Source organism: Aestuariibacter sp. A3R04, from assembly GCF_018860805.1.
In the GTDB taxonomy this organism is placed as follows: domain Bacteria; phylum Pseudomonadota; class Gammaproteobacteria; order Enterobacterales; family Alteromonadaceae; genus Alteromonas.
Genome location: NZ_JAHKQR010000018.1, coordinates 90,378 through 113,851, shown reverse-complemented (window position 1 = coordinate 113,851; position 23,474 = coordinate 90,378). Strand labels below are relative to the sequence as shown.

Annotated in this window: 19 protein-coding genes; 12 read left to right on the top strand and 7 right to left on the bottom strand. The window is 48.1% G+C overall.

Going from position 1 to position 23,474, the window contains the following annotated elements:
* The first annotated feature begins 18 nt into the window (after nucleotides 1–18).
* From KO518_RS19715 to hemB, 4 genes are read left to right on the top strand one after another with little or no spacing between them, the layout of a single operon-like run.
* Nucleotides 19–540: a hypothetical protein gene (locus KO518_RS19715; RefSeq protein WP_216027572.1), complete on the top strand. Its 522-nt coding sequence runs from the start codon at nucleotides 19–21 to the stop codon at nucleotides 538–540.
* 21 nt (nucleotides 541–561) lie between these two features.
* The gene (locus KO518_RS19710) at nucleotides 562–1,341 is read left to right on the top strand and encodes a TatD family hydrolase (RefSeq protein ID WP_216027571.1); all 780 of its coding nucleotides are present in this window, start codon (nucleotides 562–564) and stop codon (nucleotides 1,339–1,341) included.
* A gap of 8 nt (nucleotides 1,342–1,349) precedes the next feature.
* A complete protein-coding gene (locus tag KO518_RS19705) occupies nucleotides 1,350–3,242 on the top strand; it encodes a diguanylate cyclase (RefSeq protein WP_216027570.1) in 1,893 nt (630 codons plus the stop codon).
* Between the two features lies 1 nt (nucleotide 3,243).
* A complete protein-coding gene (gene hemB, locus KO518_RS19700; RefSeq protein WP_216027569.1) occupies nucleotides 3,244–4,242 on the top strand; it encodes a porphobilinogen synthase in 999 nt (332 codons plus the stop codon).
* A 66-nt stretch (nucleotides 4,243–4,308) separates the two neighbouring features.
* Here the strand turns inward: hemB and KO518_RS19695 are convergent, their stop codons facing one another.
* Nucleotides 4,309–5,820, bottom strand: coding sequence for a guanosine-5'-triphosphate,3'-diphosphate pyrophosphatase (locus tag KO518_RS19695; RefSeq protein WP_216027568.1), 1,512 nt, complete (start codon nucleotides 5,818–5,820; stop codon nucleotides 4,309–4,311).
* Between the two features lie 8 nt (nucleotides 5,821–5,828).
* Entirely contained in the window at nucleotides 5,829–7,112 is a 1,284-nt protein-coding gene (gene rhlB / locus KO518_RS19690; protein ID WP_216027567.1) for an ATP-dependent RNA helicase RhlB, read from the bottom strand.
* A gap of 99 nt (nucleotides 7,113–7,211) precedes the next feature.
* Between rhlB and trxA the strand changes: the two genes are divergently transcribed.
* The 5 genes from trxA (at nucleotide 7,212) to KO518_RS19665 (ending at nucleotide 12,712) form a co-directional block, all read left to right on the top strand.
* Nucleotides 7,212–7,538, top strand: coding sequence for a thioredoxin TrxA (gene trxA, locus KO518_RS19685; RefSeq protein WP_216027566.1), 327 nt, complete (start codon nucleotides 7,212–7,214; stop codon nucleotides 7,536–7,538).
* A gap of 335 nt (nucleotides 7,539–7,873) precedes the next feature.
* Nucleotides 7,874–9,139, top strand: coding sequence for a transcription termination factor Rho (rho, locus tag KO518_RS19680; RefSeq protein ID WP_216027565.1), 1,266 nt, complete (start codon nucleotides 7,874–7,876; stop codon nucleotides 9,137–9,139).
* A gap of 162 nt (nucleotides 9,140–9,301) precedes the next feature.
* The gene (locus KO518_RS19675) at nucleotides 9,302–10,375 is read left to right on the top strand and encodes a chemotaxis protein (RefSeq protein ID WP_216027564.1); all 1,074 of its coding nucleotides are present in this window, start codon (nucleotides 9,302–9,304) and stop codon (nucleotides 10,373–10,375) included.
* 25 nt (nucleotides 10,376–10,400) lie between these two features.
* Nucleotides 10,401–11,453 (top strand): aldo/keto reductase, encoded by a 1,053-nt coding sequence (locus tag KO518_RS19670; protein ID WP_216027563.1) that lies wholly within the window; start codon nucleotides 10,401–10,403, stop codon nucleotides 11,451–11,453.
* Nucleotides 11,454–11,554: 101 nt separating this feature from the next.
* A complete protein-coding gene (locus KO518_RS19665) occupies nucleotides 11,555–12,712 on the top strand; it encodes a Na/Pi symporter (protein WP_216027562.1) in 1,158 nt (385 codons plus the stop codon).
* 42 nt (nucleotides 12,713–12,754) lie between these two features.
* Here the strand turns inward: KO518_RS19665 and KO518_RS19660 are convergent, their stop codons facing one another.
* Nucleotides 12,755–13,924 (bottom strand): DcaP family trimeric outer membrane transporter, encoded by a 1,170-nt coding sequence (locus KO518_RS19660; RefSeq protein ID WP_216027561.1) that lies wholly within the window; start codon nucleotides 13,922–13,924, stop codon nucleotides 12,755–12,757.
* A gap of 244 nt (nucleotides 13,925–14,168) precedes the next feature.
* On the opposite strand from KO518_RS19660, the gene acs reads away from it, so the two are divergent.
* Nucleotides 14,169–16,115, top strand: coding sequence for an acetate--CoA ligase (acs, locus tag KO518_RS19655; RefSeq protein ID WP_216027590.1), 1,947 nt, complete (start codon nucleotides 14,169–14,171; stop codon nucleotides 16,113–16,115).
* Nucleotides 16,116–16,127: 12 nt separating this feature from the next.
* Complete coding sequence (locus KO518_RS19650) at nucleotides 16,128–16,769, top strand: response regulator transcription factor (RefSeq protein ID WP_216027560.1); 642 nt, start codon at nucleotides 16,128–16,130, stop codon at nucleotides 16,767–16,769.
* A 36-nt stretch (nucleotides 16,770–16,805) separates the two neighbouring features.
* Here KO518_RS19650 and KO518_RS19645 read toward each other — a convergent pair whose 3' ends face one another.
* From KO518_RS19645 to rimK, 3 genes are read right to left on the bottom strand one after another with little or no spacing between them, the layout of a single operon-like run.
* Nucleotides 16,806–17,255, bottom strand: coding sequence for a RimK/LysX family protein (locus KO518_RS19645; protein ID WP_216027559.1), 450 nt, complete (start codon nucleotides 17,253–17,255; stop codon nucleotides 16,806–16,808).
* Nucleotides 17,256–17,264: 9 nt separating this feature from the next.
* On the bottom strand, nucleotides 17,265–18,299 hold the full coding sequence (locus tag KO518_RS19640) for a succinylglutamate desuccinylase/aspartoacylase family protein (RefSeq protein WP_216027558.1): 1,035 nt from the start codon (nucleotides 18,297–18,299) through the stop codon (nucleotides 17,265–17,267).
* On the bottom strand, nucleotides 18,299–19,204 hold the full coding sequence (gene rimK / locus KO518_RS19635) for a 30S ribosomal protein S6--L-glutamate ligase (protein WP_216027557.1): 906 nt from the start codon (nucleotides 19,202–19,204) through the stop codon (nucleotides 18,299–18,301). The genes KO518_RS19640 and rimK overlap by 1 nt, the downstream gene beginning before the upstream one ends.
* 177 nt (nucleotides 19,205–19,381) lie before the next feature.
* Here rimK and KO518_RS19630 point away from each other — a divergent pair, with 177 nt between their 5' ends.
* The gene (locus KO518_RS19630) at nucleotides 19,382–19,999 is read left to right on the top strand and encodes a mechanosensitive ion channel family protein (protein WP_216027556.1); all 618 of its coding nucleotides are present in this window, start codon (nucleotides 19,382–19,384) and stop codon (nucleotides 19,997–19,999) included.
* 1 nt (nucleotide 20,000) lies between these two features.
* On the opposite strand, the gene KO518_RS19625 is transcribed toward KO518_RS19630, so the two are convergent.
* A complete protein-coding gene (locus KO518_RS19625; RefSeq protein WP_216027555.1) occupies nucleotides 20,001–23,438 on the bottom strand; it encodes a PAS-domain containing protein in 3,438 nt (1,145 codons plus the stop codon).
* Nucleotides 23,439–23,474: the final 36 nt, after the last annotated feature.

Below are 23,474 nucleotides of genomic sequence, written 5' to 3'. Positions count from 1 at the left end.
ACAGTATTAGGAATGAAAATGAACAAAACTTTACATATTGCAGGGGCTTTAGTTCTGGCGGTCTTGTCTTCAGTTTCTCGGGCCGAGACGGTGGCGGATGCCATTCAGGCCTGCCGAAACGAACAAAATGACCTCAAGCGTTTGATATGCTTCGACGCTGTTGCCGAATCAATGAATATTTATGCCGGGGCCGCAAAGTCAGTTGATGAGGTTGCCAGTGAGCGTCCTTCTCAGCCGGCAAACATTGTTTCCTCGAGCCGTCAGCCGCGCGGAGATGACTTTGGGCTTGAATCTCAGCGTTTGGCTAAAGAAACCCTGCCTTCTGCGTTGAGTGCAGCCGTGGCAAGCGTCACCGAAAGCCCAAGAGGTGATCGTATTGTGACTTTGGATAACGGTATGGTGTGGCGTGAAAACGACAAGCGCAGTAATCTTCGCCTGAAAGAAGGCGACGCAGTAACTATCGAGCGTGGCGTACTTGGTGCGTTTTATCTGGGCAAAGAAAATCAAAATAGTCGCATGTCAGTGCGCCGGATTAAATAACCCGTTATAAGCGCTAACCTGGTGAACTGGTTCGATGCAGGCGTTAACCTTCTCGACGGAAGGCTTGATGCAGATGAAGTAATAGAGCACGCCCTTCACGCCGGCGTGAGCAGATTGTGCTTAATTACCACTGCACCTAATGAGTGGGAGCGTGCAGCGTCTCTGTATTGTCGTTATCCGGATGTGCTGCGTTATACCGTCGGCTGTCATCCTCACAATGCGAAATTGATGACAGCTGCCGATTTTTCCACATTGGAAGCGCATTTATCGTCCCCTGGCGTAGTGGCGGTAGGGGAATGTGGCCTCGATTTTAACCGGGACTTTTCGCCCAGAGATGTTCAGGAGCAGGTCTTTAAAGCTCAGCTTGATTTGGCTGTGGTACACCGAAAACCGGTTTATTTGCATGAAAGAGATGCATTTGACAAGCAGTTGGCCTGTCTCAATGCTGTAAGCGAGCAACTGGTTGGCGGTATTGCCCACTGTTTTACTGGCGATGTTAGCGCTATGCACGCCTATTTAAAGCTCGGCCTGCACATCGGAGTCACCGGTTGGGTTTGCGACCCTAAAAGGGGGGGCGCTCTTCGCGAATCGGTGGCTAAATTGCCCTTGAATAGATTAATTTTAGAAACAGATGCTCCGTATTTGTTTCCCAAAAACCGTCGTCCAAGAGCGCGAAATAATGAGCCCGCTTTTATATCGTCGGTGGGCGAGGTGGTCGCAGATATACTTGAACTGTCTATTGGGGATGTGGCGGCAATCAGTTTTGCCAATGCCTGTGATTTATTCGGGCTACCTGATTAGGGGAAATCATGGAGATTAATGCGAGCACAGTCCGTCGCTACGATGAGTGGCTTATTGCCATTACTGTGGTCGTGGTTGCACTATTTATTTATACTTTTAAGCCTCACACCGGTTTGGAAGCGCATCAGGACAGACTTTCGCCCATTGAATATATCGCCCTCCCCACTGAAAGTATGCCCTTATCAATTTTGGCGCAGTCAGACTCCGTCGATTGGCGCACCGTTGAAAACCCAGTCAACCTTGGCATGCTCAACGACACACAATGGTTTCGATTCACCATTGATAGTCATGGCGAAACGCAGGCCCGCTCCTTGTTAGAAGTGGCGTATCCACTGCTCGACAATATCGAGGTGGCGTATTTTGCAAAGAATGAATCTCAACCCCTTGCTGTTTATCAGGGCGGTGATTCGTTGGCATTTGACAGTTGGGTTATTAAATATCCCTCTATGCTTTTCCCGGTGCCAGCGACGGAAGAGCCTTTACACGTGTTGTTGAAGGTACAGACCAACGGTTCTATAAAGGTGCCAATCAGGGTATGGGAAAAAATCGCTTTTATTGAATATTCAAGCGGGTTGACGCTGCTGATGGGATGCTTTTTCGGTTTCTTACTTGCTGTCGGGCTGAGTAACTTTTTCTTCTTTCTGACTACCCACAGCAACGTTTTTCTCTCCTACACGTGTTATGTATTTAGTCTTACTCTTGCGCTATCGGCGATGAATGGCCATGCATATGCGTATATTTGGCCTAACTGGGTTTGGTTTGAGCACCGGGCTGTGGCTGTCTTTGCCAACGCCGCCATTATGTTTGCTATGATTTTTTCCCGTCAGATACTGGATATTCCACAGTACAGTGCCCGTTTGGATACGATCATGAAATGGGGGAGTATTTTGTTTGGCGTTAATGTTTTAATTAGCTTTATTCTTCCCTATGGCTACCTCATTAAGGCATTTTTGGTACTGTTGTGTTTAGTGGTGATGTTCATTTTTACCAGTGGCGTATGGTTGAGTTTAAAAGGGCACATCGCGGCCCGGTATTACTCTTTTGCGTGGGGAATTATTCTGGTAAGTGGTTTTGCTGCGAGCATGGACAATCTTGGAATTTGGGTACTTCCGATGCCCTCCAATTATTTGTTAATGCTCGGAGCCACCGTTGAAACTATTTTATTGGCATTTGTCATAGCAATTAGCTACAGCCAGCACAAAGCGGCGGTTAACGCATCACATCAGCGAGCGCTGATTCAGGAAAAAGATGCCCTTGCCGCGAGAGAAGACTTACTTGCGTTGCAAAAACAACATCAGGACGATCTCGAATACAAGGTACAGGAACGTACTCTGGAACTAGAGATTGCGCTCAGAGAACTGTCAGAGGCTAATCAGGAACTTGAAACCCTGAATAGTATTGATTCACTGACGGGTATTAAAAACCGCCGCCAATTTGATAAGCGCTTATTAGCCGAGAGTCGGCGTAGTCGTCGTGAACAAACGCCGTTGAGTTTGGCGATGGTTGATGTAGATCATTTTAAAGCGATCAATGATACCTACGGCCATACCGCAGGTGATGAGTGTATTCGACACGTTGCAAACCAGCTAAAAGTGATGTTGCGACGTTCTTCAGATGACGTGTGTCGCTATGGCGGCGAAGAATTTGGCATTATCCTGCCTAACACCGATGCTGAAGGAGCCCTGCAGGTGCTGGAGTCTATGCGCGTAAAAGTTGAAAGCACACCTGTGGTTGTGGATGGCAAAGTTATTTCCATGACTATCAGTGCTGGTGTCGCGTCAACGGTGATAGCTTACGAAGAACACGAACTTAAATTGCTCAAATTCGCTGATGCGCAACTATACAAGGCTAAGCAACAGGGCAGAAACCGAGTCATCGCACAAGATTATACGGGAGACTAATATGTCATTTTCTTCTTTTCCCGCGAAAAGAATGCGTCGTTTGCGCAGTCAGGATGCACTGCGTCATATGGTGGCAGAGAGCCACTTAACGGTTAACGATCTGATTTATCCGGTATTTGTATTGCCGGGAAAAAATCAACGTGAGGCAGTACCTTCCATGCCTGGTGTCGAGAGAATGTCGGTGGACGCGTTACTGAATCACCTCGCACCGCTTGTTGACAAGGGGCTGCCTGCTCTGGCGTTATTTCCGGTTACGCCAATGGAAATGAAATCAGACTGTGCTAAAGAAGCATTCAATCCGCAAGGTTTGGCGCAAGAGGCGATGAGAACTTTGAAAAAAGCGTTTCCTCAACTGATGCTTATGTCAGATGTGGCACTCGACCCGTTCACGTCTCACGGTCAGGACGGACTGATTGACAGCGAGGGCTATGTAATGAACGATGAAACGGTTGACGTGTTGGTCAAGCAAGCATTGTCCCATGCTGAGGCGGGTGCCGACATCATTGCACCATCAGATATGATGGACGGGCGAATTGGCGTCATCAGAGACGCACTGGAGCGCAACGGTAATATTAATACTTGCATCATGGCTTATTCAGCTAAGTACGCATCCAGTTACTATGGGCCGTTTCGCGATGCAGTAGGCTCGGCTGCTAACATTAAAGGGGGTAACAAAAAAACTTATCAGATGGATCCGGCTAATTCCGATGAGGCGATTCACGAAATAGCTATGGATTTGCAGGAAGGCGCCGACATGGTCATGGTTAAGCCGGGTATGCCCTATCTCGATATTGTAAGACGCTGTAAAACCGAGTTGGAAGTGCCAACCTTTGCCTATCAAGTGAGTGGGGAGTACGCCATGCATAAAGCGGCTTTCCACAACGGTTGGTTAAATGAAGATACAGTTATTCTGGAGTCTTTGCTGGCATTTAAACGGGCAGGTGCTGACGGTATCTTAACGTATTTCGCACCACAGGCAATGTCGCTGCTTCAGGACTGACGTTTCACCAAATAATACTGGGGCTGAACTCATGACAGCCCCGGCACTTTTTCCAATAGGGGCGGACTATTGACAGGTGAGTTTCCAACCGGCTCTGTGTTGCAGCCAGGTCTCATTGGCCAGTTCGGCATTTATTAGCGGGTGTGCCGCAAGCCAGCCTTGTGGAAAAACTAACGTCCAGGCCTCGCCTTCTACTTTCAATTCCACTTCCGGGATATGCTTGTTTTGTCTGCGCAGACAAAGCACGACAGCAATTCTAAGTACCCGCAGCAGCCCTTCTAGCATGGGTCGTACTTCGTCGTGATAATGCGTAAAACGCGAGCGATCAATACTTAGTCGGTGCCCTTGAACTAGATCGCGAATGGCGACCCGTTGAAGTTTAGTAAAGCCTGGCAGATCGGCATAGGTAAGAATATAAGCGCCGTGCTCGTGGTGTTTTTTAAACTCAATGTGTAACCCCGTTTCATGCAATGAGGCTGCCGCACCTAATACTGCTTCTGTGTCGAGATGGCAGAGGCTGGTTTGGGCGCACAGTTGGTGACACAAGCGCAGCGCCAGACCTCTTACCGATTCGGCGTGGTGTCTGTCAATGTGATAACGGGATATCATCTGGTTGATGGTTTGGCTGCGTCGGTCGTTTTCCTGCAGGTTGTCCAGCATGCCGTAAATTAAGCCTTCCCGCAGCGCACCTCCGGAGATATTCATGTCTCTGATCTTTAAGCGTTCAAACAAGGTAATGAGAATAGCCAGGCCGCTGGGGAATATGGGCTTCCTCGAGCCATCCAGGCCTTTGATACTAAGATTGTCAATGTGGCCACAGCGAATACATTGGTCGCGAAGATCACAAAGGTAATCAAGCCGGATGGCGTCACTTATACCCTGAGCTACCAGTATTTCCGTTATTGCCTGTGGCGTCCCGGAAGCACCTAAGCAATTGTGCCAATCGAAGCACAAGAATGTGTCGGCAACCTGTTCAAGCAGTAAACCCGCATGGTGTTGTGCTGTTGCAAAATTCTGTTCTGAAATTACCCCGTCTTTGAAGTAACGCTCCATAAAGGTGACGCAACCCATGTCCATGCTCACCAGGTGAATGGGATGCATGTCATTGCCGATGATAATTTCTGTACTGGCACCACCAATGTCGATAACCAGGGAATTGCCCTGATTAGCTGAAGTATAGGCCACGCCAAGATATATTTGACGAGCTTCTTCCTCTCCGCTTATGACATCGAGTTCGTGGCCGAGAATTTGTTCTGCTTTGGTAATAAATGTGCGGGCGTTAGTGGCAAGACGCAGGGTGGCGGTAGCGACAACTTTTACATTGGAGCGGGGGATGTCCTGAAGCCTTTCTGCAAAGGTTTGCAGGCATTGCCATCCTCGTTCCATGCTTACGTCATCGAGCTCCATCGCTTCGTTCAGGCCTGCAGCCAGTCTGACTTTTTGCTTTATTTTTCCAATGATTTGCACACTTCCGTTTACCACGTGAACCACAACCATATGGAAACTGTTCGAGCCCAGGTCAACTGCCGCATAGTACTCGCCGTGAACTACGGTATCATGTTGAATTTCTGGCTGCATAAAACCCTTTAGCTTGACGTTTTTCTACTATTGCTGCCGTTACCCCGACCTTTGCCCCTTCGGGAGGCATTTCTATTATTAGCCGGTCTGCGTCGGCGGGGTCTCGGTGGCGTTACATCATCCAGAAGTGCGGTCTTGTCAAAGTCAGTGACAGGAATTGCATGCTGGATATATTCCTCTATGGCTGGCAGGTTCTGAGCATATTTCTCACAGGCAAAACTAATGGCTTGCCCGCTTTGACCTGCACGACCGGTGCGTCCAATACGGTGAACATAATCTTCCGCGTCGTCGGGCAAATCATAGTTGAACACGTGAGTTACCTTATCGATGTGTAACCCTCGGGCTGCAACGTCTGTTGCCACAAGTATGTCGAGTTTATTGGTGGTGAAGTCTTCCAGAATAGACAACCGTTTCTTCTGTGGAACATCACCACTGAGCATGCCAACGCGATGACCGTCGGCTGCAAGCCAGTCAGTTACGCGCTCACACCCACTCTTTGTGTTGGCAAATACAATGGCTTTATCTGGCCATTCTTCTTCCAAGAGGGTGAGCAGCAGCAACATTTTGTCTTCATCAGACGGATAGAAGAGCTCTTCTTTAACCCGCTTCGCCGTTTTCCGCTCTGGTTCCACTTGTACATGGGTGGGATTATTCATATGCTCGTAGGCCAGTTCCTGCACCCTGTAACTGAGTGTAGCAGAAAAAAGCATACTCAATCGCTCAGTTGCCGGTGGCATACGACGGAATAAAAAGCGAATATCCTTGATAAAACCCAGATCGAACATACGATCTGCTTCATCAAGCACAGCGGCTTGGATGTTATCGAGGGTAAATACGCCCTGTTTGTAATAATCTAATATGCGGCCCGTCGTACCAATGACAATATCTACCCCTTCTTGTAAGGATTCACGTTGACTTTGGTATCCTTCGCCCCCATAAATTAGAGCAAGTGAGAGACCGGTGTGCTCGCTAAGAGGCTTGGCATCATTATAAATTTGCACAGCCAATTCGCGGGTAGGTGCCATAATAATGGCTCGTGGACCAGGTTGACCAGTGGTGTCGGCTTGCGCTTTTTCCAGCAGATGGTGGAAAGTTGCGACAAGAAATGCCATTGTTTTGCCAGTACCCGTTTGCGCCTGCCCAGCGATGTCCAACCCCTCTAACAGGGGCGGCAAGGAAAGCGCCTGGATTGGCGTACAGTGCGTAAAATTTGCTGATTTTAATGCCGTAATGACTTTGGCATTAATAGGCAAATCAGAAAAATGTGTTTCAGTTAAATGTGTTGTTTGCATAGCTTATAGCTTATCTGTGCTTGCATCAAAAACGGTTTCTTATAACACTAATGGTAAAGCTGAGACAAATCAGCTGCAGACCAAATATTGGAGAAAAGAATGAGCGACAAAATTATCAAGTTAACTGACGACAAATTTGAAGCAGATGTTATCAATGCTGAAGGCCCCGTGCTAGTTGACTTTTGGGCCGAGTGGTGTGGCCCCTGTAAAATGATCGCACCAATTCTTGAAGAAGTTGCGACCGAGTTTGAAGGCAAATTAACAGTTGGTAAGTTGAATGTCGATGAAAATAATGAAACACCGCCAAAATATGGCATTCGTGGCATTCCAACATTACTGTTATTCAAAAACGGCAATGTAGCCGCAACCAAGGTGGGCGCATTGTCTAAAACACAACTTGCAGAGTTTTTGAACGAAAACCTGTAAGTATGCTTGTTTGACCTGAGGTTAACATGCTTTAATAGCGAAACTGCTGTCTTTGACAGCAGTTTTTTTGTTTTTTTGATTGGGAATAGCACCCCGCTGGTATCTCCTGCTATATTTTTTGTTTAGGATGTTATCCGCAGAATGTAAATAGTTTTTAACATATCTTGGAAAAAGAGTGGACGCTGGCGAAATAAGGTGCTAACTTTCACCTATTAGCTCATTTGCCGAGCTGCGCACTGCTTACGTCCAACCTGGGCGAACATCTATTCCAATTATTAATTTTAATCAGGGGCTAACGTCCCGTAAATGAAGTTCAAGCACAAAGACCCACCAGTATGAATTTAACCGAACTTAAGAACAAGCCGATCAATGAACTGGTCGCCCTGGCCGAGGAAATGGGCCTGGAAAACATGGCGCGAGCCAGAAAACAAGACATTATCTTCTCCATTCTGAAAAATCACGCCAAGGGCGGTGAGGATATATTCGGAGACGGCGTTCTCGAAATACTACAGGATGGCTTTGGCTTTTTGCGTTCCGCAGATTCATCCTACCTGGCAGGGCCTGATGATATTTATGTTTCACCCAGCCAGATTCGAAGGTTTAACCTTCGTACCGGCGACACGATTTCGGGGAAAATCAGACCGCCAAAAGACAGCGAACGTTATTTTGCGTTGCTGAAAATTCGCGAAGTTAACTTCGACAAGCCTGAAAACTCCCGCAATAAGATTCTCTTCGAAAACCTAACCCCACTTCACGCCGCCGATCGCTTGCGAATGGAACGTGGTAATGGTTCTTCAGAGGATATCACTGCCCGGGTTCTCGATTTGGCCTCGCCCATTGGGAGAGGTCAACGCGGCTTGATTGTTGCGCCTCCTAAGGCAGGTAAAACGCTGTTGCTGCAAAATATCGCCCAGTCTATTGCTGCTAATCACCCAGAATGTGAATTAATGGTATTGTTGATTGACGAGCGTCCGGAAGAGGTGACAGAAATGCACCGTCTGGTTCGCGGCGAAGTTGTGGCTTCTACTTTTGACGAACCAGCCAGCCGCCACGTCCAGGTTGCAGAAATGGTGATTGAAAAGGCCAAGCGCTTGGTCGAGCACAAGAAAGACGTGGTTATCTTACTCGATTCAATTACCCGTTTAGCTCGTGCGTACAACACGGTAATTCCGTCCTCCGGGAAGGTACTTACCGGTGGTGTGGATGCTAATGCATTGCACAAACCCAAGCGTTTCTTTGGCGCGGCCCGAAATGTGGAAGAAGGTGGAAGCTTAACCATCATCGCAACTGCACTTATAGATACTGGTTCTAAGATGGACGAAGTTATCTACGAAGAGTTTAAGGGCACAGGTAACATGGAGCTGCACCTAAACCGCAAGATTGCTGAGAAGCGGGTATTCCCGGCTATCGATTTCAATCGCTCAGGTACCCGTCGGGAAGAACTGCTGACGAGCCAGGACGAATTGCAGAAAATGTGGATTTTACGCAAAATCGTACATGAAATGTCAGAAATTGACGCAATGGAATTCCTCATCAATAAACTTTCGATGACGAAAACCAATGACGAATTCTTTGATGCTATGAAGCGCCAGAAGAGTTAAAGCAAAACATTGTGAAAAAGCGGGCTTGCCCGCTTTTTTTGTGTCTGCCATTCCGCGGGAATCCCTTGGTAATACGCTTTCAATTGTGTCCACAGCAGTTGGTATAACACCCTGGTCATAAACTGGGGGTATGTTGGGCAGGTCCAACGAATTGGTATGCACATGAAATTTGATTCCATTAAATCCCGTTTATTACTGATGACACTAATTTGTGTACTGGGTATGGCGCTGATGATAGCTAATCAGCACTTATTCACCACAACGTTATTTGGGTTGCAGGCACAGCACAATTTGCTTTTGAACCTGGAAAAGGAGTTACTGCAGTTACGACGCCACGAAAAAGACTTTTTACTTAGGCATCAAATGACCTATTTTCATCAGTTTACCAGCAGAGCTGAGAGGTTTAATCGACAGCTCTCTGCTCTCTCTCCGCTGTTGAATGAATACGATTTGCCGGTTGAGCAAACAGGGCAGTTGGCAAAAAGTATGCGCGACTACCAGCAATTATTTCAGCAGGTAGTCACATTGCAAAGTCAGTTGGGTATGTACGCGCAATCCGGTTTGCAGGGAAGGTTATATGATATTGAAGCTGCTATGGCTGGCTTGTCTTTTTTTAGTTATGGCAACGACGGATATCCGTTAAAGGTAAGCCTGCAACTAGCAATGCGGAGTTATTTGCTCAACAAAGACAGCTTTCATCACCAGGATGTAAAACAAGCCTTGGCAAAGCTTAGTCACCTTGCCAATACGCAAAGCGACACTCAGGCTTTAGCGCTTGTTAATAAGTACGACAACACCTTTTCGCGATTGAGCGATGCCTACTCGGCTATGGGATTGACCCACAATGATGGTCTACAGGGAGAGTTTCGGCGGCAGGCTCATGATGTGGAAGAAAAACTTAAGAGTGTGGAGTCTGCCTTGCAGCCTATGATTAAGAGTCAGCAAAAAAAGGTAAAAATAATCAGTTTTTCTATTGCCGCAGGCACGTCTGTCGCGCTGGTATTACTGCTGGTCAAAAGTTTCGCGACCTTTCACAGTGCTTTTGCTAACTTTGTCATGTTTTTTTATCGCTGCAAAAGGCAATATCAAAAAATTGACACCCGAAAACTAGGATTCTCTGAATTCAAATCGTTGGCTGAACTTGCCAATGAAATGGTTGAGTCGAGACGGGAAATAGAAAGTAAACTCGCGAAAGCAGAGGCCAAGCTGAAAAAGCACAATACTTCCTCTGCTTAGAAACGCAACGAAAGGCAAGAAAATCATGAAATATACCGCCCTTGGAAGCAGTGAATTATCTGTTTCTGAAGTCTGCCTGGGCACCATGACCTGGGGCATTCAAAATGATCAAAACGACACCGATACGCAAATGGGTATTGCGCTGGACAGCGGAATTAATTTTATAGATACCGCGGAAATGTATCCGGTTCCTCCCAATGAACCAACCAGTGGTGACACAGAACGTATGCTGGGGAACTGGTTGTCGCGTCATCAGGCGCAGCGAAGTAAGCTCGTCATAATGACCAAAATTGCCGGGTCGGGAATTCGCTGGATCCGCGACGGTGGAAACATCACTGGTGATGCCATTATTACTGCGCTGGAAGCGTCGTTGCAGCGCTTGAAAACCGATTATGTGGATGTTTATCAGTTGCATTGGCCAAACCGCACTACGCCGCATTTTGGCAAGCACTGGCCTGGCAAAGTGAACCCGTCGAACATCCATAGGGAAGATGAAGTAGCAGGTATGCGAGATATACTTGCAGGTATTCGCCGGGCGTTGGACAGTGGTAAAATTCGTCACTGGGGTCTGTCAGATGATACGCCGTGGGGCATTCATACCTTTTTGCGTTTGTGTAAAGAAATGAATGTGCCTCCACCGGTTTCAATTCAAAATGAATTTAGTTTACTTCACGGTAAAGACTGGCCCTATCTCATTGAAATGTGTCAGTTAGAAAATATTGCTTACCTGCCTTGGTCACCACTGGCCACTGGGCTGTTGTCGGGTAAGTACTTAGATGATGCGCGACCAAAAGGATCAAGGTGGACTTTCATACAGCGTCAAGGGTTGTTCCGGGATAAGTCTTTGGCTCATGAGGCCACTCGACGTTACGTCGAAATTGCTCGTCGGGCGAATATTACTCCGTCTCAGTTGGCGCTAGCATGGTGTCAGCAGGTACCCGGTGTTACTTCTACCATTATAGGGGCGACGACATCGTCTCAGTTGTCTGAAAATATTGCTGCCTTTGATCTCACGCTGGATGAAGCGGTTTTGCGTCAAATTCACGAGGTATATAAGCGTTACCCGCAACCTTTTTAACGAAAGCGGAGAAAATAAGGCGAGACCAGCATCTAAGGGGCGTCATGGATCTGTCATAAATACGACATAGACTGGTGCGACTGATACTAGTGAGTAATCGTATGACGCTCTCAACCACTAACACGGAACAGGTCCTACAGGCCGGAACGCCTCGTCATTCTGCACAAAACTGGTTATTGCTTATGGCATTGGTGTATCTAATGCTACTGGCGGTGTCCATGATAGGCAGTGGTTTTAAGTTTGCCACTGCTGACCATGCAAAGAATTTATTTGAATTTGCCTCTAACCCGATTATGGGGCTTATCATCGGCATGGTTAGTACGGCGTTAATTCAGTCTTCCAGTACAGTCACCTCTATATTAGTGGCCATGGTGGCGGGCGGCCTGCCTATTCCCATTGCCGTGCCCATGATCATGGGCGCGAATATCGGTACGAGCATCACAAACACCATTGTTAGTTTGGGCCATGTGGCACGTAAAGATGAGTTCAAGCGTGCATTTCACGCCGCTACTATTCACGACTTTTTTAACGTTTTGTCTGTATTGTTGTTTCTGCCTTTGGAAATTGCCACAGGTGTGCTGGAGAAGAGCAGTGAATTCCTGGTTTCTCTGCTACATATGGATGGCGGTTTGGCGATGGACGGTGTTAATCCGGTTAAAGCAGTCACCCAGCCCGTAGTTAATTGGGTAACCGAGGCACTAATGTTCTTGCCGTCGGTTTATCCGGGAGTGGCTAAAATTGCTATCGGGGTACTGTTAATTGTGCTGTCTATCACCTTCATGGGTAAAATCATGAAGGTGTTGATGGTGGGGAAGGCAAAAGAAATTTTGCATACCAGTATTGGTAAAGGCCCGATTTCCGGGATAGCCTCCGGCGCGGTGATGACAGTATTAGTACAATCGTCTTCCACCACCACATCACTCATGGTGCCTTTAGTTGGCAGTGGAATATTGCGGGCTAAAGACGTATACCCCTTCACGCTTGGCGCAAATATCGGAACCTGTATCACGGCTCTCATAGCTGCACTAGCTATTACCGGTCCCATGGGGGGCTTTGCCATGCAGATAGCGCTGGTACATTTACTGTTTAATCTCTTTTCTGTGCTGATAATATTCAGCATACCTTTGCTCAAAAACATCCCCCTTAGACTGTCTTATGGCTTGGCGTGCGCAGCTTCAGAACGCAAGTTATACGGTGCAGCTTATATTGCTGGGCTTTTTTTTGTGGTGCCGCTGTCAGTTATTTTCCTGTCTCAATAAAAAACCCTGTTAAGACAGGGTTTTTACAGAAATATTAAATTGTTAGAACGCGTACTTCGCTGAAACCTGAATGCGGTTCATGTCGCCGTCCAGCCCACCTTCGGTTTCTCGTTTGGCATAGGCGTACTCGGCGCCGACAGTTAATGATTTTGTGGGTGAGTAGAGCAGGTTCACCCTGGAGCTGTAGGTACTTTCAGTCACACCTGTACCCGTGAGGCTGGTATCGTTGTCGATATCAAGGGCTGAAAACATAATGCTGCTGCGCATTTTGTCGCTCCAAAGATGCCGGTAGGCAATGGAATAACCCATGGAATCGATGGCTTCAAGTTCGTTGTTGGCAGTGATCACAGCACCATTGGAAGCATTGAGTGCAGCATAGCGGCCCAAGCCCGCCCCCGTGTTAAAGGTCCAGCGTATATCATCGCCGTTGTTTACTGTGAATTTACCTGACAACTGAACGCCATAGCTGGTTTCATCATCGTCAATTGCACCGCCGTCGTCATAGGACAACTGGCGTACAATGCCCGCAACCTTTACATAGCCCCAGTCTTGCTTCCAGGTGTAATTGGCGATTACGTCGGGCACCGCGTTATCGTCTGCTACGATGCGTCCGCCTCCGCCAAACGGCGTGATTGTGGTTTCCGGGTTTTCCAACGCAAACTGAAACCCGCCCTGGGAGTAGCGCACCATGACTTGGCGACCAAAGGTTATGCCGTCGGTGGTGCCGATGAAATCTAATGACTCTGGTAGCGAACCCACATCCATGAATGTTGTCCACGTTTGGCCAACAAGCCAATTTTTATATTTAATAAAAGCGTGTCTGACTCTTGGGGTATAAGAGTTACTCACACGCTCATTGCCGCCGTCAGTAACCAGGAAGTCAAGTTCAAGAACTCCTGTTACTGTATCGCCTTCAGGGGTTTCAGTGTTGGATGTAAAGCGAAAACGGGATTGGCGAATATGTGAGTCGAATTGTGTGCCTTCGTCGTTGCCGGAGACTGGGGTCAGGGAAGGGATATAGAACTCCCTACCAATGCTACCCGCCCCAAGATTGCCTTCTGAGTAATTACTGACCATCGCATCGGCTTTAACATAGCCGGTAAAAGCGATATCAGTACTGCCCAGGCTGGCTGCCTGAATTGCTGTTGTTGCCATCAGGCTCGCAGCGACAACAGAAAGAGACAACGCCGATTTTTTAAATGTGTGTGTCATTATCGTTCCCGTATTCTTGTGTTAAGTTAAGAAACTGTAAAAAAGGAGTTAACGAGGTTTAATTTGGCTGACATTTCACCAATTGCAAATAAGCGGTTGGTCTATAAGACTAAAGTCGTAGCATTCTGTCTGAAAAACGGGGAAATCGCTAAGACCAAAGTCTCATTTTGCTTTACATTAATAGCGCTACCCTGTTTCACAGTTAGTTTTTAATGAATTACATATGACATCGGAGGCATTATCCATGACTGCCAGTAAGACGTATCCTGTCCCTCAGAATATTCTCGATCAAACGCATTTGACTAAAGAACAGTATGATCAAATGTACAAGCGCTCTGTTGAAGACCCAACGGCGTTTTGGGGGGAGTACGCAAGTACCCTGGACTGGTACACCAAGCCGTCAAAAGTGAAGAATACCCACTTTGGCAAGGATGACGTGTCCATTAAATGGTTTGAAGATGGCGAAATTAACGCGAGTTATAATTGTATTGACCGCCACCTTGCAGAAAACGCAAAAAAAACTGCGCTGTTCTGGGAGGGGGACTCGCCGGAAGACAGCGAAGAAGTGTCTTATCAGCAACTGCATTACGAAGTATGCAAACTGGCGAACGGTTTGAAAAAACTCGGGGTAGAGAAGGGCGACCGCGTGGCGATCTACATGCCAATGGTTCCTCAGGCTGCCTACGCTATGTTGGCCTGTGCCCGGATTGGTGCGGTTCACTCAGTTATATTCGGTGGTTTTTCACCCAACGCCATTGCAGATCGAATTAACGACAGTAAAGCGAAAGTGGTTATTACCTGTGATGAAGGACGCCGGGCCGGGCGTCATGTGCCATTGAAACTCAATGTTGATAAAGCCCTGGCCGATGGCGCTTGCCCCTCAGTTAGTGCTGTTGTTGTGCATAAACTCACGGCCGGTGATGTAGCGTTTAACGACGCAATCGACGTGTGGTGGGACGCTCTGATCGAAGATTGCAGTGCGCAGTGCGAGCCCGAGGTCATGAACGCTGAGGATCCGCTGTTTATCCTCTATACCTCTGGGTCGACGGGAACGCCAAAAGGCGTAGTCCACACCACCGGAGGTTACCTCTTGTACACCTCCATGACATTTAAATACGCTTTTGATTATCGCGAAGACGATGTTTATTGGTGTACCGCTGATGTGGGTTGGATCACCGGGCACAGTTACATGGTATATGGTCCACTTATTAACGGGGCGTCCCAGGTATTTTTTGAGGGTGTGCCAACGTACCCTGATGTCAGAAGAATTGCGCAAGTGGTGGAAAAATACAAGGTAAATAGCCTGTATACTGCGCCTACTGCTATTCGCGCGCTCATGGCCCATGGTGACAAGCCCGCAGAAGGCTGTGATTTATCGTCCTTGCGGATACTGGGCTCTGTCGGTGAACCCATAAACCCGGAAGCTTGGGAATGGTACTATAGAGTGCTAGGGGAAAGCCGTTGTCCTATTATGGATACTTGGTGGCAAACAGAAACCGGTGGTTTGATGATCACGCCAATGCCTGGAGCAACGCCGCTTAAACCGGGTTCTGCAACACGCCCGTTCTTTGGTATTCAGCCTGCGCTGTTCGACGCTGAAGGCAATGAACTAGAGGGTGTTGCAGAAGGTAACTTGGTTATAAAAGACAGCTGGCCTAGCCAAGCAAGAACAGTGTATGGCGATCACGACCGCTTTATCAGTACATATTTCAGTGCCTACAAAGGGGTGTACTTCACCGGTGATGGTGCAAAACGCGACGAGGACGGCTACTACTGGATAACCGGCAGGGTTGATGACGTGTTAAATGTATCCGGGCATCGCTTGGGCACGGCAGAAATAGAAAGTGCACTGGTGGCGCATCCTAAGGTGGCTGAAGCCGCTGTGGTGGGCTTTCCCCATGATATCAAAGGCCAGGGGATTTATGTTTACGTCACGCCTAATGAAGGCGTGGTTCCTGACGAAGCACTTACCAAAGAACTCCGTGCGTGGGTGCGACAAGAGCTGAGTCCCATTGCCACACCGGATATGATTCAGTGGTCAACCGGTCTGCCTAAAACCCGTTCGGGCAAAATCATGCGCCGTATTTTGCGTAAGATAGCGGCTAATGAGCACGAGCAACTCGGTGACACATCAACGTTGGCGGATCCCTCCGTAGTTGATACACTCATAGAGGAGCGCCTAAACAAATAAATAGGGAATGAAATGATAACGTTGTTGATTGCTGACGACCATCCGCTATACCGGGATGCCTTAAGGGGAGCGTTATCGTTAACCTTGCCCGACCTGGTGCTGCGCGAGGCCGGTGACCTCAACACAACAGTGGATATTCTTGAAAAAGAAGATATCGATTTGTTGTTATTGGATTTGCACATGCCGGGCAGCAATGACTTGTTCGGTTTGTTGCATATTCGCAAGCTCTATCCCGAACTTCCTGTGGCTGTTGTATCCGGCACAGAAGATGCGGGAATTATCTCTAAAATTGTCAGTGTTGGGGCTCTTGGTTTTATTCCTAAAACAGCAAGCTCCGGTGATATTGCCAACGCAGTACAGTCTATTCTCGATGGTGATATCTGGTTGCCGGAATCGGTAAGTGAAAAGATAGAAGAAGTGGACGATAGCTTTTCTCAGCTGGCCGATCGTATTGCTTCCCTTACCCCATCTCAATACAAAGTGCTGTGCTACATGCGCGATGGCTTGTTGAACAAACAAATCGGCTACAATCTTGATATTGCAGAAGCAACAGTAAAAGCCCATGTGACGGCGATTTTCAAAAAACTCGGTATTAATAACCGCACACAGGCTGTGCTTATTGCTTCTCAGCTGGAGTTGGAACCGCCCAAATAGGCGGTCTGCTTGTGGTAGTTAATACTCTCAGTTACGTCATGGCCAGGCGCGTTTTTGCGTGAGCAGAAATTCGTGCTCGGGGTCAACAATAAACCGACCGTTCATCGCCTCACGACCAAATAGCATCAGGTATGTCATTTCCCTGCGATCGGTAAGGGTGAGCTGAATGCGCCAGGTTTCTTCGCACATGACAATTTCAGTATCAATCACGTAGCGGCGTTCCAGAGTGGCCGTTGAACTCTTTACTTTCTTTTGCGCGACTACTTGGGCTTCCCGTCTCACAATACTGTCTACGTTATGGATGTCAGGATGAATATCGAAACTCACCCACAACCGCCCATCCCTTTCAAATTCGTCGATATTATCCACGTGCAGCGATGAGGTAGCTGCACCGGTATCTACGCGAATGGTGAGATCGTTAATGGCTAACTCGGGCAAATCGCAATATTCCAATGCACCAATTAATCGCTTTTTCTGCTCTTGCATAGCGTCTCCTCAGGGGCCGGGCAAGCCGGGTTCATCAGGCACCAGGTTGTCCTGTAACAGCTCTACGTGCTCTGCAACAGAATCTGGTTTGTTAAAATAGCCGATGTGGTAAATTGCTTCGCCTTCCTGCGCCAGTGGAATATTTTGTTTCCCCACTATCACGCCGTGCATCGGGCTGTACATCGTCGCTAGAATTTCACCAAAGGGATCTGAAATAGTGGCGAGCCGGTCACCTTTTTCCACGTGATCACCCAATTGCGCTAAGTGCCGGACAAAACCACTTTCTGGCGCCCGGACCCAGCCACTTTCGCGGGCAATAAAGCGTTGTATATCGTGGCCTTTGGCGCGGCTTTTGTTGAGCATACCGACGTGGCGCATGGTGTTGATGATTCCCCTTACACCCGCGCGAATAGAAAATTCGTCGTAGCGAAGTGCTTGCCCTGCTTCGTACAAGAGTATTTTCACCCCGGCTTCACTAGCGGCCTGTCGTAAACTGCCATCGCGCAAATCGGCGTTTAACAAAACTGGTACTCCAAATGCCTTGGCCATTTCCAGTACGTCTTCGTCATCGAGATCTGCACGGATTTGCGGCAGGTTGCTGCGGTGAATGGCCCCAGTGTGAAGATCGATGCCGAAATCACATTTGGTGACGATTTCTTTAAAAAACAGGTTTGCAAGGCGCCCGGCTAATGAACCTTTTCTGCTGCCTGGAAAACTGCGGTTTAAATCACGGCGATCAGGCAGGTAGCGCGACTGGTTGAGTACGCCGTATACATTTACCATAGGAACCGCGATTAACGTGCCACGTAGCTTTTCAATGGCTTTGGCGTGAATGAGTCGGCCGACTATCTCAATGCCATTGAGTTCGTCCCCGTGGATGGCCGCTGAGACAAAAAGTGTTGGCCCTGCGCGCTTACCGCATTTAACATAAACGGGAATACTCATGTTCGTTGAGGTATACAACGGCGGCATTTCCAGCTTTATCTGTTTAGTTTCGCCGGGGAGTATACGCTGGCCACCAATCTCAACAGGCTGGTTTGCCATTACCCTTTGCCTCTGGTGCGGGTGTTGTAGGGCTTCGCTGACTTAGCGATAAAATCGATGATCATGCCTGCAACGTCTTTCTTCGTAGCGGTTTCGATACCTTCCAGGCCTGGTGAAGAATTTACTTCCATCACCACGGGGCCATTGTTCGAGCGCAATATGTCAACACCACAGCAGTTTAATCCCATGGTTTTGGCCGCGGCGACAGCGGTCTTGCGTTCTTCAGGCGACAAGCGGGTGAGACTGGCAGAGCCACCGCGGTGCAGGTTAGAACGAAACTCGCCGGGTGCAGCTTGTCGTTTCATTGCAGCAACCACTTTATCTCCTACCACGAAGCAGCGAATGTCTGATCCGCCGGCTTCTTTGATGTATTCCTGCACTAAAATACTGGCATTTAAGCCCATAAAAGCTTCAATAATTGATTCTGCGGCTTTTTGTGTATCAGCCAAAACCACGCCAATACCTTGGGTTCCTTCAAGTAGCTTGATAACAACGGGGGCACCGCCTACGTTTTTAATTAGGTCGTCTATTTTATCCGGGTGATGTGCAAAGCCGGTTCTCGGCATGCCTATACCTTTGCGAGAGAGCAACTGTAGAGAGCGCAATTTGTCTCTTGAGCGGCTAATTGCCACTGACTCGTTAATGCTGTATGTCCCCATCATTTCAAATTGGCGAACCACCGAAGTACCGTAAAAGCTCACCGACGCGCCAATTCGCGGAATAACTGCGTCGTAGAAAGGCAGTCGTTTACCTTTATAACGCACTGAAGGTTTGGCACTGGTGATGTCCATGTAACAATGCATTGTGTCGATAATGTCAACGTCGTGACCTTTCTCAAGGCCGGCTTCTTTAAGTCGGCGTGTGGAGTAGAGCTTGGGATTGCGGGACAGGATAGCAATACGCATAACGGCAATAGACCTTAACAAGTGAATTCGCTGTCACGACTGCGTTAAAAACGTGACAAACTGAGGTATGAATGGATATTATATTATGCAGGTCTGTTCAGGAAGATTTCTTTTTTCTGGCGCGTAAATATTCCCACTTATTTCTCGTAACTGTCTATTATTTTTCAGGGTGTTTTCATGCAGTGGCTGCAACAAACTAGCGCTTGGTTCATCGAGTATCAGACGAATGTCATCTGGACGGTGGCGATGCTGCTTCTCTATCTCATTATGACCCGCTTTGCCATTCCTCGTCTTGAAAAAAACGTAGAGAAGAGCAAACTTAAATCATCAAGCGCGATGAAAGGACTCTTTACCGCCCGTATATTAAGCGGCACTATCGCGCTGGCACTTATTCTCTTGGTGTGGGGCGTGGATGTCTCAGGGTTGTTAGTCCTGTCCACGTCAATTCTCACATTGCTGGGCGTGGCGTTGTTTGCCAACTGGTCGCTTATTAGTAACGTCACGGCATACTTTATTTTACTTACCAGCGTAACCTATCGTCGGGGTAATTATGTGCGCATACTGGACGGTGATAACTTTATTGAAGGGTACATCGCCGACATCAACCTGTTTAATACCCGGTTAGTAACCCAGGATAGAGAAACCGTGCTCTATCCGAATAATTTGATATTAACCCGCCCCGTTCTGATAAACCCCAAGGGGAAGTGGGGAACCTTGGGGAAAGTCACTGCAAATAATTCTTTACCACCACAACACCCGACTGAATCAGAAGAAAAAGAAAAGCCAGCTCCTTAGATCAGCTTTTCTTCCCGTCTTTGATGTGGCGCGAAAGACTTTGTAGTAGCGCCCGCAGTTTGGCCGGTTTGAGTGGTTTAGTCAGGTAATTTACACCTTGCTCCTTACACCGGGCGATGAGCTCGTCTTCGTGGTTTGCCGTTACCAGCGACGCCGGTACCACTATATTTAAGTGTTGACGGATCGCTTCAATGAGATCCAATCCATTTTTGTCTGCATCAAGCTGGTAGTCCATGAGTAATATTTGCGGCGCAAAGATGTCGGCTTGCTTTAACGCGTCATCCCAATTGCTTGCCAGCACCACAGTAACACCCCATTTCTCCAGTAGTGTTTGCAGCGCATCAAGGTTTTCCTGCTGGTCATCAACACACAGTACCCGAAGGCCCATGAATGATGACGTCTTAGAAGGCGTTTCCTGAAGCGCCTGGCGACGAGTAGCGGCTTTGCCTATTTCCAGGGTAAAACAACTTCCCCTTCCGGGCATAGATGACACCGAAATCTTGCTCTGCATTTGCTGGCCTAACCTTCGCACAACGCCAAGGCCGAGGCCAACACCGTGTTCTGCAGAATCATGGGTGCGATAGAAGTCACTGAATATCATGCCTTGCTGCTCTTCGGAAATACCAATGCCGGTGTCCCTGACTTCTACGAAAACGCGATCTTTTTTAGGTCTGACAGAAAGCAGAACCTTACCACTATCGGTATATTTCACCGCGTTTGATAGCAAATTTTGTACGATTCTGTAGAGAAATGTTTTATCCGCCAGTACCCAGCAATCTCTTATACGCGTGCGCATTTGCAGCCCTTTTTCCTCTGCCTGCATGCCCATTTCATCCACCAACGGGCTGAGCAACGTAGGTACATGTATGGCTTCAATGGATGGCTTCAGCTCGCCCTGGTCCAAACGGGCTATGTCTAAGAGTGTGCCGATAAGGGCTTCACTGGATGAAACTGAATGGGCCAACTTCGTTACTATATCATTGACTGGGCCGGATAACCCTGCCTCTTGCAGAGCGGTAACATACAACTTTGCCGCGTTGAGGGGTTGCAATACATCGTGACTGGCGAGGGCGAGAAATCGCGTTTTACTGGCATTGGCATCTTCTGCTGCTTTTCTGGCCCGAATAAGTTCTTTTTCCGCTTCCGATCGTCGTTCAATTTCGAGCCTTAGCTCGGCATTAATGGAGTGAACTTCTTCTGTTCGCTTTTTAATTCGGGCTTCCAGGTCCACATTCGACTCTTCCAGGGCTTGTTGAATTTCGATGTGGCCGGTGATGTCGTTAAAACTCGTCACGAAGCCTCCGCCGGGCAGCGGGTTGCCGACCATTTCAATTACCCGTCCGTCATTGCGTTGCCGGGTAAAGCGATGAGGGGTGCCCGAGCGCAAGTGTTCGAGCCGTTTTTCTATTTGTTTTTCCGGATCGCCAGGTCCAAATTCGCCTTGCTGCGCGTTGTAGCGCACCAGTTTTTCTATTGGCGTGCCGACAGCGAGCATCCCTTCCGGATAATTGTAAAGCGCGGAGTAACGTTTGTTCCAGGCCACTAAGTTGAGGTGTTTGTCGATAACGCTAATCCCCTGATCCATGTTTTCCAACGACGTCAACAAGGCGGTCATGTTGAATTGCATGGCCTGGGTGGTATCATCAAAGAAGTTGATGATTTCGGTAAAATCCAGCTTTTTCCCTTTCAAAATAGAATCAATAAGCGCCTTTGCGCTGGCAGCGCCAATTACCCCGCCTAGTGCCCGTTCAGCGAATGCTAGGAATCCGTCATCCGGGATGTCTGTTCTTGCCACCTGGCAGTGATTGAGGTGCTGATATTCTTCAACTAGCTGTTCACAGCGCCCCTTGCCCATAAATGTCGACAACAGAGTAATGAGGTCTTCTACCGTCACATGGGTATTGTTCCGGCGAACGGTACCGTTTCTCACATCCGTAGGAGAAACGAAGGCTTCTGCCTGAATTCTGTCTACCAGTCTGGCTGGGGCAAAAACAGAAAACCCAACATAGGCAATGAAATTCATTCCCAGGCTTAACAGTGCACCCTGACTGATTTGTTCACTCTGCACCGCGGTAGTGGGAGCACCGTTAATCAGGGGAAGAATTAGCCACAAAACCCAGGTGAACAAGCCGGTGACCAGGCCTGCATATACACCATTGGCGTGGGCTCGTTTCCAATAGAGGCCGCCCACTACGGCAGGAATTAACTGAATGACCAATGAAAAGGCAATCAAACCGATGGAGTGCAGTGAGCGGCTGTTTGTCATTTGCTGGTGGTATAGGAATGCCAGTAACAGAATAAGCCCGATGACAATGCGGCGTATGAGTCGAATGCGTCTGCCGTAATCGGCGTGCCGGGGGCCGCCAGGCTTGAACAGTAAAACCCGCGGAAGAATAACATCGTTGGTGAGCATGGTACTCAATGTTAGCGTGGCAACAATGATCATTGCCGTTGCGGCTGAAAGGCCTCCGGCAAACACAATAATCTGAATAATCAGTGAATCTGAATATATGGCCATGGAAAGCACATAAGTGTCGGGTTCCACATTTTGCCCGGCAAAAATCGCATTTCCGGCAATGGCAATAACAGGAATAACTGCTGCTGTTATCACCAAATAGAGCGGAAATAACCATCGTGCAGTTTTCAGATGACCGAGACTTAGGTTGTCAATAATGGCAACGTGAAATTGCCGGGGCAGGCACACTACGGCAGCGGCAGCCATCACCGTTTGTGCCACGAAGGAATAGGAGCCAAACTGAGACAGTGCTTGCTGGGTAAAAAAGTGGTTGTACTGGGCTGGGTTTTCCATCGCTTGCCATGCAGCGTAGCCAACAAAGGCAACCAGTACCAAGGCGATTAATTTTATCGTTGATTCGAAGGAAATGGCCAGCATGAGGCCGCGTCGGTATTCGGTAACATCAGTTTGCTTTGTGCCGAAATAAATAGCAAAAATGGCAATGAAGCTGGTGGCAACAATGATGATGAAATGACTGTTCGGCTGTTGTGTTAAAAGCTGAAAGGTAGAGCCGATGGCCTTCAGTTGCAGGGCGATGTAGGGAATAGTGGCCAGCAACGCAATAATGGTTACCAACAAAGCAACCCCCTGACGTTTGCCATAGCGAGAAGCAATAAAGTCGGCAATGGTGTTGATATGCTGTTTTTTACTGACCAACGTGAGCTTATAGATGAACCGGTACCCAAGAACATAAACTAATACCGGACCGAGTAAAATTGGCAGATAAATCCAGGTGTCCCGACTTGCCTGCCCCACAGCGCCAAAAAATGTCCAGGCGGTACAATAAATAGCCAGTGCTAAAGAGTAGATGGCAGGGTGCGAGGTTAGCCACCTGGCGGTGGGCGAATTTTTATCCCCCCAACTGGCAATATAAAACAGGGTGAATAGATAAAGCAGTGCCAGTGAAACCCATGCAAAAGTCATTATTTTATATACATTCCCTTAACAAGTTTGTGTGTA